This window comes from Streptomyces sp. NPDC027663 (assembly GCF_055566415.1).
On sequence record NZ_JBVHSK010000017.1, the window covers coordinates 45190 to 58614 of the forward strand.

The 13425-nt window shown below is 68.7% G+C and carries 14 protein-coding genes and 1 pseudogene; 9 read left to right on the forward strand and 6 right to left on the reverse strand.

Features of this window, described 5'->3' with window-relative positions; translation table 11 throughout:
- Positions 1–176 precede the first annotated feature (176 nt).
- Positions 177–722: a hypothetical protein gene (locus tag ACZ4SF_RS32050; protein ID WP_468391439.1), complete on the forward strand. Its 546-nt coding sequence runs from the start codon at positions 177–179 to the stop codon at positions 720–722.
- A 322-nt stretch (positions 723–1044) separates the two neighbouring features.
- On the opposite strand, the gene ACZ4SF_RS32055 is transcribed toward ACZ4SF_RS32050, so the two are convergent.
- Positions 1045–3054 (reverse strand): hypothetical protein, encoded by a 2010-nt coding sequence (locus ACZ4SF_RS32055; protein ID WP_468391442.1) that lies wholly within the window; start codon positions 3052–3054, stop codon positions 1045–1047.
- A gap of 513 nt (positions 3055–3567) precedes the next feature.
- On the opposite strand from ACZ4SF_RS32055, the gene ACZ4SF_RS32060 reads away from it, so the two are divergent.
- Positions 3568–4101, forward strand: a complete 534-nt coding sequence (locus ACZ4SF_RS32060; RefSeq protein ID WP_468391444.1) for a hypothetical protein — start codon at positions 3568–3570, stop codon at positions 4099–4101.
- A 171-nt stretch (positions 4102–4272) separates the two neighbouring features.
- Here ACZ4SF_RS32060 and ACZ4SF_RS32065 read toward each other — a convergent pair whose 3' ends face one another.
- The 3 genes from ACZ4SF_RS32065 to ACZ4SF_RS32075 all read right to left on the reverse strand — a co-directional run bounded on the left by ACZ4SF_RS32065 (position 4273) and on the right by ACZ4SF_RS32075 (position 6200).
- Positions 4273–4470 (reverse strand): cold-shock protein, encoded by a 198-nt coding sequence (locus ACZ4SF_RS32065; RefSeq protein WP_468391663.1) that lies wholly within the window; start codon positions 4468–4470, stop codon positions 4273–4275.
- A gap of 144 nt (positions 4471–4614) precedes the next feature.
- Positions 4615–5211 carry a PP2C family protein-serine/threonine phosphatase gene (locus ACZ4SF_RS32070; RefSeq protein WP_468391447.1) on the reverse strand — a complete coding sequence of 199 codons (597 nt, stop codon included), beginning with the start codon at positions 5209–5211 and terminating at the stop codon, positions 4615–4617.
- A gap of 791 nt (positions 5212–6002) precedes the next feature.
- A complete protein-coding gene (locus ACZ4SF_RS32075) occupies positions 6003–6200 on the reverse strand; it encodes a DUF1918 domain-containing protein (protein WP_468391449.1) in 198 nt (65 codons plus the stop codon).
- Positions 6201–6487: 287 nt separating this feature from the next.
- Here ACZ4SF_RS32075 and ACZ4SF_RS32080 point away from each other — a divergent pair, with 287 nt between their 5' ends.
- The 3 genes from ACZ4SF_RS32080 (at position 6488) to ACZ4SF_RS32090 (ending at position 8447) form a co-directional block, all read left to right on the forward strand.
- Entirely contained in the window at positions 6488–7288 is an 801-nt protein-coding gene (locus ACZ4SF_RS32080) for an FkbM family methyltransferase (RefSeq protein WP_468391452.1), read from the forward strand.
- Positions 7289–7941: 653 nt separating this feature from the next.
- Positions 7942–8178 carry a hypothetical protein gene (locus tag ACZ4SF_RS32085; protein WP_468391455.1) on the forward strand — a complete coding sequence of 79 codons (237 nt, stop codon included), beginning with the start codon at positions 7942–7944 and terminating at the stop codon, positions 8176–8178.
- A complete protein-coding gene (locus tag ACZ4SF_RS32090; RefSeq protein ID WP_468391458.1) occupies positions 8178–8447 on the forward strand; it encodes a hypothetical protein in 270 nt (89 codons plus the stop codon). The genes ACZ4SF_RS32085 and ACZ4SF_RS32090 overlap by 1 nt, the downstream gene beginning before the upstream one ends.
- A 1254-nt stretch (positions 8448–9701) precedes the next feature.
- Here the strand turns inward: ACZ4SF_RS32090 and ACZ4SF_RS32095 are convergent.
- Entirely contained in the window at positions 9702–10538 is an 837-nt protein-coding gene (locus tag ACZ4SF_RS32095) for a LysR family transcriptional regulator (protein ID WP_468391665.1), read from the reverse strand.
- A 96-nt stretch (positions 10539–10634) separates the two neighbouring features.
- Here ACZ4SF_RS32095 and ACZ4SF_RS32100 point away from each other — a divergent pair, with 96 nt between their 5' ends.
- The 3 genes and pseudogenes from ACZ4SF_RS32100 to ACZ4SF_RS32110 form a co-directional block, all read left to right on the forward strand.
- Positions 10635–11129, forward strand: coding sequence for a cupin domain-containing protein (locus ACZ4SF_RS32100; protein ID WP_468391461.1), 495 nt, complete (start codon positions 10635–10637; stop codon positions 11127–11129).
- Between the two features lie 179 nt (positions 11130–11308).
- Positions 11309–11668 carry a DoxX family protein gene (locus tag ACZ4SF_RS32105; protein WP_468391464.1) on the forward strand — a complete coding sequence of 120 codons (360 nt, stop codon included), beginning with the start codon at positions 11309–11311 and terminating at the stop codon, positions 11666–11668.
- A 177-nt stretch (positions 11669–11845) separates the two neighbouring features.
- A pseudogene (locus ACZ4SF_RS32110) lies at positions 11846–12076 on the forward strand (transposase); the annotation flags it as partial.
- Between the two features lie 146 nt (positions 12077–12222).
- Here ACZ4SF_RS32110 and ACZ4SF_RS32115 read toward each other — a convergent pair.
- Positions 12223–13050 carry an alpha/beta fold hydrolase gene (locus ACZ4SF_RS32115; protein WP_468391467.1) on the reverse strand — a complete coding sequence of 276 codons (828 nt, stop codon included), beginning with the start codon at positions 13048–13050 and terminating at the stop codon, positions 12223–12225.
- Positions 13051–13174: 124 nt separating this feature from the next.
- On the opposite strand from ACZ4SF_RS32115, the gene ACZ4SF_RS32120 reads away from it, so the two are divergent.
- The gene (locus ACZ4SF_RS32120; protein WP_468391470.1) at positions 13175–13369 is read left to right on the forward strand and encodes a hypothetical protein; all 195 of its coding nucleotides are present in this window, start codon (positions 13175–13177) and stop codon (positions 13367–13369) included.
- Positions 13370–13425: the final 56 nt, after the last annotated feature.

Consider the following 13425-nt stretch of genomic DNA (forward strand, 5'->3'; position numbering starts at 1 on the left):
CCAACTGTCTCCGGAACTGTTCTCCGAACGCTGTTCCTGGAATCAACGAAGCCACCTGACGGAGCCCACGCCGTTCGGTGTCCGGCTTCCCAGAGGTGCTCCCTGGCGAAGGTGGGTAGGGGGTCCCCGTCGTAGAGCGATGAGCGTGTGGCATGAGGGGACAGGGGGGAGGGGCTGTGGCGGTCTTGGATCAACTGCCGGCTCTGATGGGCGTCGTGGTGGGTTCGCTCGGCTCGTACGCCGTGCAGAGCTTGACCGAGCGTCGGCGGTGGAAACGGCAGCGGGAGGAGCGGTGGGACGAGAAACGCTTCGAGACGTACGGCCGTTACGCCAATGCCCTGAAAGCGCAGCTTCGCATCGCCCAGCGCATCGGCGCTGCCCTCGGATTCGCGGACGTGGCCGATCCGTTGCAGCCGGCCGACGGTCTGCCCCTCCTCGCCGACGCGGAGTCGCGCCGTGCGACGGAGTGGGAGTCTGTCCTGCTCGTCGGGGACGCGGCGACGATCGCGGTGGCGAGGCGCTGGCACGAGGCGATCTGGACCATCGAGCTGCTCATACGGGAGGGTTCGGTCGAAGCGGAGATGTGGACCAGGGCCCATCGGTTGGCAAGTGCGGCGCGTGATGCCTTCTACGAGAGCGCGCGACGCGACCTCGGCATTGCGGGAGATCCGCCGCCGTCGGGGGAGTGGCCGCGGCCGTGGCGCGCCGACCTTTCGGGGTGAGTGTTCAAGAGGTCCCCCGGCTTCCATGGCGCTCGTTTGCGGGCGCCATGGAGGCGCCGGGTCAGCCCCTTCTTCGGAGTGGTGTGGTGACGGGCCATCTCACGGATCCCGAGCTCCGACCCGGGCTGAAGGATCTCGCTGAAGGTTGGTGACCGCTGGATGCCACCGATCCCGATGCCGTCCGTCAACTCGTCCGAGGGCGAGGTTGTGGAGGCGGGCGGTGGCGAGCATGGCGCGATGGACGCTGGAGCCTGCCGTGCGGCACTCGCGGATCTTCCAGGACCGCTCATGAGCGGCCCACCTCGTTGAACAGGGCCCGGCGTCAGGCTGCCAGGTCGGTCGTACGCTGGGTGTGTTCCGCCTCCGCCTGGGCCGCCAGGGCGCGCACGGCTGCCTTGAAGCGCTCCATGGACGTCGGATGGTCGGGCCCCAGTACATATTCCTTGAGGGTGCGGCGGGACGCGGCCATCGGATCCGTGAGCGGGGCGCGGATCGACGCGAGGATCTCCGGCAGGCGGGTGCAGTCGCGGTCCAGCAGGTAGGCCCCGCCGGCCGTGGTGTAGGCGGCCCGGAACGCGTCGTCGGGCAGGTCCTGGGCGTTGGTCAGCACGTACGGCTTCAGGCTCGCCACGAAATCGGCGACGACCGAGGAGACGTCGCTGATCAACATATCGGCCTGGTTGAAGCAGTCGTACAGAGAGGGCAGTTGCCCGACGACCACGTTGTGGCGGAGCGGGCCGTGGCTGTCCCAGAACACGCGGTGCCACTCCGCGCGCAGTTCCTGCCAGGCGGCAGCAGCCGCATGGTCGGGTATCCGGGACTCGCGCAGCTGCGCCGCGTCGTCGCCCCCGTGCCGGCCGGCCAGTTCGTCGAGGCGGGCCTTGATTTCCTTCAACTGGGGGCGGGCCGCGGCGATGGCCGCTTCGGCCTCCGAGGCGCCGCGCCGCTCGTTGTCGGCGCGCAGCAGTTCCCGGATGGTTCGGTCGGCCGCTGCCGCCTCGGCAGACCGCTTACCGGTGAGGGGATGGGGCTTGTAGACGATCCTGACGTTCTCCGCGAGGAGCTTCTCGATGAGGGGCACACCCATAGGGATCAGGGAGGTGTGGCAGTCGTCGTCGCTCCAGCCCTCCCAGGTGGGGGCGTAGAGGACGACGGGCAGGGGGCCGGGGGCGTGGTCGGCGTGCAGGCGGATGGGGGCGAGCTGGGGACGTCCCACCTCCACGATGGCGCTGTCGCTGATAGCGTGCCGGACGCGCTGGTACCGGTCGCGGCCGGCACGGCCGGCGACCCAGATCTCGTCGTACACCTTGCTGACCCGGTTGCTGCTGGCCAGTTTGTCGCTGTCGCCGTGCCCGATGAAGACGTGCTTCGCCTCGGCTACGCGCAGCATGTGGACGTTCTTGCCCGCGTTGCCGGGATAGAGGACGACACGGACGGTGGAGAGCTCCAGTGCGGCGAGGTCGTCGGCCTTCGGGACGCAGACCACCGGGATCCGGGTCCGGCTGAGATACCGGAACGATGCCCGCTCACGCAGGATGATCACCGGGCGCAGGTCCAGCTGCTCCAGCGTGTCGATCCACATGTTGACCTGGTACATGAAGTCACGCGAGACGGAGGCGAAGCTGAAGTACAGGGCCACCTCCGGGCGGTGAGCGGCCAGTTGCCGGTTGACGGCGGCGAACACCCCCTCACGGTCGGGCATGCGGCGCGTCCTGCGGTACTGCGCCAGCAGGGCGACCACGGCCGCCATGGTCACCATGACGGTCAGCGCGAAACCGGAGTAGGCGGCCGACGCGCTTCCCGAGGCCGCCGCGACCAGGAGTCCGGCGTGGGCCGGCAGGTCCAGGTGCAGCAGCTTGCGCAGGTGACGCCGGTAGAGGAGCGTGGGCGGCTGCGGCGGGACAGGCAGGTCACTCATGTCCAGATTGCGCACGACCAATGGCAGGATTCGGCGGCGCCGGATGGCGTGGTGCACGGCCGTATAACACATCATCATCGCGAAATGCGCGCTGAAGACGGCGAGTGCGGCGATGAGCACCGCGTCCGGTGCCCGCAGTCGGCTGGCCAGTGCCAGCAGCATCACCGTTCGCACCGCGAACCGCATGGTGCGGTCGAGATGGAGCGCTGCCAGCCGGCGTACGAAATTCGGAGCCCGTACATGCAAGATCTCGTCCACCACGTACGTCACGACTGTCGCCGCAAAAAAGCCCCACAGGGAGGGGAGTAGGGCGAAGAACGGCAGCGCGGCGAAGCCGGCGCCGAGCAGGAGTACGAGGAACAGGTCGGTAGTCCCGCGTACGCGCAGGATTCCGCACAACCGACGGATCGTCATGAGCAAGGTCTCTCTTCTGGTGGCGTCGCACGCTGCGGCAGACGCCGCTGTTCACCCCTTCGACAGGGGAAGAGAGAGAAGAGTTGTACACCTGAATCAAACAAAGAGTTCAGATTCCGTTTGCCTGGAGCGGAGCGAGTACCTCCGGTCTTGAGCAGGCGTTCCGGTGGGCCCACGGCCGCGCGGCGCGCGACCCCGAGCCGGTGCCGCGCGGCCGGCGTCCAGCCTGCCCGCTGCCAGATGGGCGCCCGCGGCCACCGCGGCCAGGGCGCACACCGCGGTCCACGGTGCTCTCCACCGACGGCGGCGTGGCCACGCCGCCTCCTTGGAGATGGCGTTCCGCCTGCTACTTCACCTACGACAAGCATGCGCGGGCACCTACGACACGCTGTCCACCACGAGCCCGAGTACATCCTGCACCGGTCACGCCGGCGACGACGCCATCAACACCGAGCCCGCCCCAGCCATTACCGTCGTCGCGGCCACCGACCTCCGGAACTCCGCTGCCTTATCGTGGCTGCCCTGATGGGGGGATGGGACGGAATGCTCAACAGGTCAGGTGCCGAAAACTGCTTCTCGGGGTATGGGTCGCGGGTCATCGAGCTGCCGAAGGGCTTGCGCGGGCGACCCGTGGTGATCGAGGCGTGGGGCTGGATCGCCAGCTTGGGTTTCGAAATTGTCGGCGTGACCGAGCGCCGGGGGCGGTACACGGAGAAGTTCGCCGGCTCGTCGGGGATCGGACGGGAGAGGGCGCACATCCTCCTCGAGCCCGGGCAGTGCGAATCGGTGCGGATCATGCGGGGCTGGAAGATGACGGGGCGGTGGCAGATCCGGTTCTTGCACGCGATGGCTGTGGGGCCGCTGCCGCAGAAGGTCAGGGGTGGCGCCTCGCGGTTCTTCCAGTGCCCGGCGCCGGGCACCCGGCTCGCCGTGGAGTTCGGTGATGCCGGGGGCCGGCTGGGCATCTACAACGAGAAGGGGCGGTGCATCCGGGTCCTCGCGGGCGTGGCCACAGGTTTGACGACGTGGTCGTCGTACCCGACGTGAGTGGCGTGCTCTCGGTTGAGGGGCCGGAGTTGAAGTGGGGGTCGATGACGGAGTGGTCACTGCGGATCGAGAACTCCGCCCCGAGATGAATTGCGCTGGTCGCTTCGTTCGCCCTCGACACGTGATCAACGACCAGTCGAACCACCGGCCACAGCAACTGCGGCTGCAGTGTCAGGCGCGGACGATGTTCTCCGCCCGGGAACCCTTCTGGCCCTGCGTGATCTCGAACGAGACTTTCTCGCCCTCGTTCAACTCGCGGAAGCCGTAGCCCGTAGCCCTGGATCGCGGAGTAGTACGCGAAGACGTCCGACCTCCGCCCTCCGGGGAGATGAAGCCAAAACCCTTTGCGCTTGCGCGGGAACTGCCCAGGGCCGGGCACCGCGTCAGGCCGACAGCGTCGCCGACCTGCTGCGGGAGGTCGTTATGCACGTCGAATGACCAGCACGGCCACGTCGTCGAGGTGGTCGACCGCGATCGCGGCGTCGAGGATGCGGTCAGCGGTCTCTTCGGCATTCAGTCCGTCGTGGACGCCGGGCGGGACGCCCAGGACCGGCCCGCCCCCGGCAGCTCGCGGACCTTGTAGCTGCCGTCGCTGTGTGCGCACAGCAGTGGCACGTGGCCGGCGCTGGTGCCGGTGACCTGTCCATCGTGCGGATCGATGTGCAGCATGGTGCAGCTGGCGAATCGTGCGGGGGCGGTCGTGACGAGTAGCTCGTTGGTGCGGGTCAGCACGGTTCCGGGATCCGGTTCCTGGGCGGCGATCGCGCGTAGGGACAAGCGGACCTGTCCCGTTACGGCGGCGGCGTCGACGTCGTGCCCCTGGACGTCACCGATCTCCAGTGCGATCGCACCGTCGGGCATCATGAAGGCGTCGTACCAGTCTCCGCCGATGTCCAGCCCGACCCGGCTGGGGCGGTAGCGGGCGGCGACCTCCAGACCCGGGAGGTGCTCGGGAGGCGCGGGGAGCATGGTCTGCTGCAGCGCCGTGGCCAGCTCGACGTGTGCCTGTTGCAACCTGAACCGCTTGAGTGCCTGGCCGGCTAGGTCGGCCAGCGTGCCCACGAGAATCCGCTCGTCCGGGGGCGACAGGTATCCGCGGGGGTAGAGCATCGCCCAGGCCCCGAGTGGCTGATCGCCGGGTTCGCTGAGAGGGGTGATAGAGAGTGGCGTAGTCCGAGCCGAGCTGGAGGAGCCGCAGATGTGGGGCGTGCGGCCAGTGGCGGGTGAAGTCCTCCCGGTCGGTGATGAACTGCGGCGTGCCGGTACGGATCGCCTCGGACAGCGGGGTCGGCTGGTCCAGCCGCAGGCCGTGCAAGGCCTCGACCTCGCGCATGTCTGTCCTGGCATCGGTGGAGATGCACAGGCGGCTGTCGTCGACGAGTGCGAGCACGGTGCCGCTGGCGCCGGAGGTCGCGGCGAGCCGGGTCAGGACGACCTGCTGCAGTTCCTGCTCCGAGGCTGCGGTGATCAAGGCGGAGGAGAAGTCGGCAGTGTCCTTGGCGCGCTGTCGCTCGGCAGTCAGCGCGGCCTGCGCCTTCTGCTTCCGCTTCTCCTGCGTGGTGTCGTCGCGCACCACCACGAAGATCCGTTCGGGGCCGTCAAAGCCCAGCTGGAGCCGACGGACTTGAACGGCCAGCTGATGCCAGCCGTCGCGCGTGGTGTGGTACCGCAGCCTCACCCAGGGGGACTGCTGGAGTGGCTCGGTGGCCTGCCCAGCCTGGTCGCGCTCCCCTTGCCCGCTGCTACGAGCGCCGGGCCACTGCCATCAACGTGGAGAGGGGCGGGGCCGGACCCCCTGGCCGGGAGGGCCAGGGGCGGTGCCGCTGTCGCCCGGTGCCGTCCTGAAGGGGGCGGCGCGGGCATCTTTCTCTGATCGGCACGCTGATCGATGAACGGCCCAGTCACATGTCTTCTGGCACTCTTGGCTCGACGATGCAGTCTGGCCCCGGGTAAACCAGCGATTCATGGCCATCAGCGAACCGGATGACGTACGGCGGTGCACCGTCTGGGCCGCGCACCTCCACAATCTCGCCCTGTCGATCTTTCAGCCCCACCGACCGGGAATGGATATGGAGCCGGTCTCCAACCGTTGCGCGCATATATGCCTCTATCCACCTTCACAGCCATCAATCCGTACGAGAAGGCATTATCCGCACATCGTCACTGAAATCCCTGTATCGAGTTCGCGGCGCCCCGATTTCCACTCGGGCGGCTCGGGTTACGTCGACCGTGGTTCTGTTCGGCCTGCCGCTCGAGGAGCAGTTCGATTGTGCGGTCGATGCGGGCGAGCCACCTGGCGCGCCACACGCGCAGGGCATCAGGGAGGCGGCCGAAGTGAAGCGTGCGGGCTGGATTGTTGGCTCCAAACCTGATAAATCGCCTTGTCATGGCCATGAATGCGATTGAACTGCACAGTATCAATCGTTGGGAGGCGTCCTTCCTGCGTGAGGAGGTGGGCGGCTACTTCACCCACGGCGTCGAGTGCGCGCCGGGCGTGACGGTACTCGACGTGGGTGCCAACATCGGTGTGTTCTCGGCGGCCGTCTATGAGCGGCTGGACGGGGATGTGCGGATCTACGCCTTCGAGCCGGTGCCGCCACTTCGTGCGACGCTCGAACGCAATGCTCGCGAGTTCTTCAACGGACGTCTGACCGTGCTCCCTTACGGCCTGGCGTCCGGTGACGACGAGGTCGACTTCAGCTACGTTCCGGCCGCCACGATCTTGTCGTCCTCTTTGCGGGACCAGGGGAACATCGAGGCTGAGCGGCGGCGGGTCACCGCCAGCGTTGTCGAGATGATCCGCCAGGGCGGCCTGGGACCGGCCCTGCGCCGCGTACCCGCCCCCATCCTCACTCTTCTCGTCGGCCGCAAGCTGCGGGTGATGCGGAGGCTTGAGACGCACCGGGTGAAGGTCAGGCCCCTGTCGTCGGTGCTCGACGAGCAGGGCATCGAACACATCGACCTGCTCAAGGTCGATGTGGAAGGCGCCGAACTCGATGTGCTCACAGGCATCGAGGAACGGCATTGGCCGCTGGTCCGCCAGGCAGTCGTCGAGGTGGAGCGCTGGCTGCAGAACCGCGACACGGTCTGCGAGGTCTTCCTCACACGCGGCTTCACGGTCAGCGTCGAGCAGAACCCGGTGCAGCGGGCCGGCGACATCGGCATGGTGTTCGCGGTGAGGCCCTGACCGCGCGCACTGTCTGGTGCGCGTGCGGTGGCGTCACCGAGTCCCTTGACGGTTGCGCGGTCGAGGAGTTGGCGGGCGGAGGCCTCGCCGAATGCGTCGTCGTGGCTGAAGGCGTACAGGCCTCGGAGGTTGAGTCGACTACCAGGTGGACGTCCACCATGCCGGCCTGCCCGAGGGTGTTTCTCTCACCACCCTGATCGGATGACCGTCCCCTCCCGCCAGGGCTGAGAGGCAGACCAGGCCAAGTCTCCCTCTTCGCCCTGGAGCACTACACCTACTGCCCACGCCAATGCGCCCTGATCCTCCTCGAGGACTCCCTCACCCACGACGAGGCCACAGTTCGCGGCGCCTTCCTCCAGCAGCGCGTCGACACCCTTGACAACCAGCCCCTTGCGTGACGGAAACCGGTCATGGCCCCCCGGCGGTCGCCCTCCGGGCGACCGAGGATCGCAACTTTGTGTTCGGCGCGGGCCCCTGGTGGGCGGCGTCCTTCTGCAGGCCTCGGCATCTATGTCCTCGCCCACCTCGCTCGCGCCCTTGCCCTGTACCCCGCCGTACGCCGCCTCCTGCGCGATTCGTTCGGAGCGGTCCCCGGACCAGTGCGGCCGGCGATACCGTGGTGACACACGCCAGGTCTGCCCTGAGGAGCCTCGATGAGCGATCAGCCGGCTTCCACCGACACCGTGGCCCGCCAGCAGCTGGAGCCTGCGGCCGCCGACGCGGTGCGCGCGTACGCAGCCAAGATCCGAGCCGACGCGGACCGGCTCGCCGCCGTCCTCGAGGACATCGCCACCAATGGGCTGCCTTCCGTGGAGAACTGCACGCCTTGGGAGGAACTGCGCGAAGCCCACCTCGCCCGCCTCGTTCGCCAGCGCCCGGCCGTCGCCTGATGGCCCCGCACAACCCTCGCCGCGCCCGCATCGCTTTCTCCGACTCCGCCGCGAAGCAGCTGGAGAACATCACCAGCGAGACGGACCTTCATGCCCTGGACCGCACCCTGGTCGTCATCTCCATGGACCCTGACATCGGCGAACCGGTCCCCAGCGACACAGTCGGCCCTCAGCTGCGCCAGTACGCCGACGAAGTCGAGCACGTGCGTGTCCTGTACTTCGTCACGGCGCTGCGCACGGTGGTGGTCGTGGCGTACGTCGAGGTCTGAGGGCTGTCCCGAGACTGATTCAGGTCGGTCGACAGCATCCAGCTATTCCCTGACCCGCGGTCGTCGGCGTCGGCGGTGACCCGAGCTGCTGTTCTTCCGCGTGGGCCGACGAACCTGACCGGCGCTCGCGGTGGCGCAGCAGTGCGAGCCGCTGACGTCATCCGGGTCCGCTGCCTTCGGGCAGGCGGCGATCTCGACCGCACGAGGTACCTTCGGTAGTGCCTACCCGGTACGTACAGCGTCAGCACGACCAGCGCCAGCCGGTCACGGCCGCCTGCGTCGACATCGGTCACCGCCGGGTCCTTTCCGCGTACGAGCGCGGCACCGTCCTGGGCGGTCCCCGCGTGTACGGCTCCGGCCCTGAGCGGACGGTGTGGAACTGGCTGTCGGTGGCCTGGCGTGAGGGGCGTCTGGCGGCCCTGGCGCCCGCGCGGGTCGGCGTGAGCGCGGATGTCCGCGAGCGTCTTGCGGTGTGGGGTGGGAACGTAGCCTCGGTTCACCGTGAGCTGGTCGCTGAGAGAGCTGCGGCCGCACCCCGGACTCGGTTCCTTCTCTTCGTTCCCTGCAGCGCGCCGTGCGCCAGGATCTGTCGGTGGGGGAGCGGGCGGCGTTGAAGGGCGGTGAGGCAGCGCGTCGTCGCTACGACGTGTACGGCAAGCGTCCGCCCACGCACCGGAACGCGTGCTGGGAGGGGTATCACAAGCGGATCCCGGTCCGGGCCGGTCTGGACGGCGTGGCGGTGTGCCCGTGGGTGACATGGTTCATCGATGTCGCGTCGAAGGTGGTTGTGGGGGTGGCGGTCACGCCGCATCAGGCGGCGAGGGACGCGGTGCCGGCTGCGCTGCGGGCGGGGATCAGCCGTCGGAGCTATACGGGCCGTTCGGGGGTTTGCCGGGTGCGGGTGGACCGGGGCAAGGACTTCCTGTCGAAGTCGGTGTCGCAGGCTCTGGGCGGTTTCGCCGTCCCGGTGGATCATCTGCCTGCCTGCAAGCCCTACCGGAGGGGCACGATGGAGGCGCTGAACGGGCGCCGCCGGCCCCGGAAAGGAACGGCACCGGCTCCGAAACCGGCTGACCGCGCCGCGGTCGAAGAACGGAGCCGTGGCTCGGTCAGACCCGTCACCTGTTCGACTCGGCATCGCCGGATCCCCTGCCGGGCGTACTCATCACGGAAGGCCGGCCAGAACCGAGTACGACGCTCAGTCACAACCGGCAGCCGTGCTGTACGAGTTGTGGCAGCACCGGTTGCCGGTGCTCAGTGACCGTACGCGGTTGTCGCGATCTCGATGAAGGATCGGATCAACGGGTTGGTGTCACCCTCGTTCCACACCGCCACCACTCGGCTCGGCGGCATGTCGATCAGCGGCACCACGGCCAGCTCCGCAGGCACGTCGTGTCCGAGCGGGGCCAGGCCGACCGTGCCGTTCCACAGCACGGCCTGCAGGCATTCCTGGACGGCGCACACCACCGGTCCCTCGCGCGGCCTGCCGCCGTTCCAGTACGACTGCCAGATGGGGTCGGTGCCCTGCGGGAACTGGAACCAGCGCCGATCGCTCAGCTCGGCCAGCCGCAGCTCGTCGCGGCGGGCCAGCGGATCGTCGGCGCGCAGGACCACGCCGACCGGGTCGGTCCGCAGCGTACGAACCGTCAGGGCGGTCTCGTCGAACGGTGCCCGGGTGAGGGCGACGTCGACCAGTCCGGCACGCAGCCCGCACGTCGGATCGGTCAGATCGGTGTCGCGAATGCGAATGTCGATGCCGGGGTGGTTTCGGCGGTAGGCGGCGGCCAGTCTGGCCACTCCCGGGTCGGTGCCGTCACCCAGGATGCCGACGGTGAGGGTCGCGACACCAGCCGCCGCGCTCACGCGCACACGGACGCGGTCGGCATGGTCGAGCAGGGCCCGCGCCTCGTCGAGCAGCACCGAGCCCACCGAAGTGAGCGTGACGCCGGCAGGCGAGCGAGCGAAGAGCAGGGCCCCGACATCGGCCTCCAACTGCTTGATCGCCCGGCTCAGCGGCGGCTGACTCATGTGCAGCCGGGTGGCGGCCCGGCCGAAGTGCAGGTCCTCGGCGACCGCCACGAAGTAGCGCAAGGTCCGCAGCTCCACGCTGCAACAATACCCACGAGGTATCGGCACCGCAGGATGGGTCTTGGACACCGGCATGTCCCCGGCGGTGCACTCGTGAGCATGACCGAAGAACCCAAGACCAGCGAGCCGCAGACCCACCCCGCTGTATCGGTGACGGGTCCCGGCGAAGGCGAGATGATCGCTCTGGGTACCACGCGCATGCGCGTTCTGGAGGACGGCAGCCACACCGGGCACCGCCTCGCGATCGCCGAGTCCGTCCTCGCCCCGCACACCCAGGGACCGCCGCAGCACCGCCACGCCCGACACGACGAGGGCTTCTACATCCTCTCCGGCACCGTGCGGTTCACCGTCGGGGACGAGGACTACGACGCCACCACGGGCACGCTCGTCATGGTTCCGCCCGGCACCCCCCACACCTTCGCCAACCTGACCGACCAACCCGCCGTCATGCTCAGCACATTCACCCCCGACCTGTACGTGCAGTACTTCCGGGACCTCCAGCAAGTACTCGCCGACGGCCGGCCGCTGACGCCACAGGCCAACATCGACGCGATGAGCCGCTACGCGACCGAGCCCGCCACCGACCCCGGCTGAAGCCGAAGGCACAGCACGGCCCGGCCACCCACCCCTCCTCTCGACCGGCAGGGCGGTGACGCTGCAGCCTTTCGGAGACCGGGTCCATCGGGCGATGGGCCGGGCCTTCACCAGGGCTTTTCTGGTAATCGACGCGATCGACGGGTCCCCGTGAACCGGCGGCCCATGAACGGGAACCAATGAACATCGCCTACTGGATCGTCGCCGGACTGCTCGCCGTTTTCTACGTCTGGGCAGGCACGCTCAAGGTGATCCGCAGCCGCGATCAACTCCGACCGATGATGGCCTGGGTCGACCACATATCCCTGCCTGCCCTCAGGGCGCTGGGGACGGTCGAAATACTCGGCGCGGCCGGCCTGATCCTGCCGCCGCTGACTGGCATCGCTACTTCGCTGGCGCCGGCCGCGGCCATCGGCTTCGTCCTCCTGCAGACCGGCGCGATCGCCGTGCACCTCTTGGGCGAAGACCGCCGGATCGCACTCAACGCCGGGCTCACCGTCACCGCGGCCGTAACCTTCTGGCTGGCCACCCGACTGTGATCGAGCACAGTCCTCGACCGGAGGGTGCGACTACCAGCTCCTGACGTGCCCCGGTGGGGCGTCAGGTCAGACGGACGAAGATGCGCCGCCACCGCTATGCCTCGGACATGACCGATGCCGAGTGGGACCTGATCGCCCCGCTGCTGCCGCCGCCGACCTCCGAGACCTCCCGCTGCGGGCGGTCGGGAGATCAACGGCCCCACACGGCATCTCGTGGTCGACACCCGCGGCCTTCCGCTGAGGGTCATGGTCACCCCGGCCGACCTGCACGACTCTCAAGCGGCGAAGGAAGTCTTGTTCCGCCTGCCGCTGAAGCACCCCGACCTCACCATCGTCCGGGCCGACCGCGCACATGCCGGCAATCTTGTGGCCTGGGCCCAACGCCATCTCAACCTCACGATCAAGACCGCCTGATCCCCGCCCCTACCTGTCCCCGGCCGGGCCGCCGGGCCGCCGGGCCGCCGGGCCGCCGGGCCGCCGGGCCGCCGGGCCGCCGGGCCGCCGGGCCGCCGGGCCGCCGGGCCGCCGGGCCGCGCCTCACCAAGACACGCGGGTCAATTCTTGAGGAACTCCAAAAGATCCTTGTTGAAGCGTTCCTTGTCGCCCGGCACCAGGGCGATGCCGTGCGAGCCGCCCTCGTAGACCTTCAGTTCGGCGCCCGCGATGAGTCTGGCGGACTTGCGGGCGGTGGCATCGATCGGCACGACCTGGTCGTCGTCGCCGTGCACGATGAGCGTCGGGACGTCGAACTTCTTGAGGTCCTCGTGGAAGTCCGTGGTGCCGAAGGCGTCGACACAGTCGACGCCGCCTTCGATGGTCTGTGCCATGGCCATGTACCAGAAGGCGTCCTTGTTGCCCTGGGTGACCTTGCTGCCGTCGCGGTTGGCGGAGAAGAAGCCGACCGTGGTGTCCTTCCAGAACTGCGACCGCTCCCGGAGGATGCCCGCTTTTATGTCGTCGAAGACAGACTCCGGGACGCCCTCGGGGTTGTCCGGACCTTGGAGCATCAGCGGCGGGATTGCGGACAGCAGCACCGCGGAGCGGATCCGCCCGGTGCCGTGGCGGCCGATGTAGCGGGCGAGTTCGCCACCGCCCATCGAGTGCGCCACGAGGGTCACGTCCCGCAGGTCGAGGCTGGTGATCAGGTCGTTCAGGTCGTCGGCGAAGGTGTCGAAGTCGTAACCGTCGTACACCGGCGTCGAACGGCCATGACCGCGCCGGTCGTGCGCGATCCCCCGGTAACCGGCGTCAGCGACCGCCTTCAGCTGGTCCTGCCACGCGTCACCGTTGAGCGGCCAGCCGTGAAGAACACGACCGGACGGCCGCGCCCCCCAGTCCTTGTAGAAGATCTCCACACCGTCTCGCGTAGTGCAGACCGGCATAGCGGCTCCTTTCGGTTCAGCGAACAGCCCCTACCCCGAGCATCACCGCCGCCGCCATCAAACGCCATCCGAAGCGTCACCGAACGTGAGGCTTTCCTCGGGAGCGATCACAGGACGCACACGTATGGTCCTGGCGGGCAAGGAGGAGCACCTGCTCGACAACCGCCTCCAGGCGCGCGCCGCCGACGTGGAGGGCATCACCATCGCGGTCTGGGGGAACACCCTGCCCCGCCTCCAGCGCGGCGAGCCCTGGTACGAGACCGGCGTCGACGACCCGGACCGACGCCGCCAGCCCTGCCCCGACCCGCCCGGCCGCTGAGGCAGCGCTGCCGGAGACGGTGAACGTTCCCGACTCAACAGCTGTGGGGGAGCGCC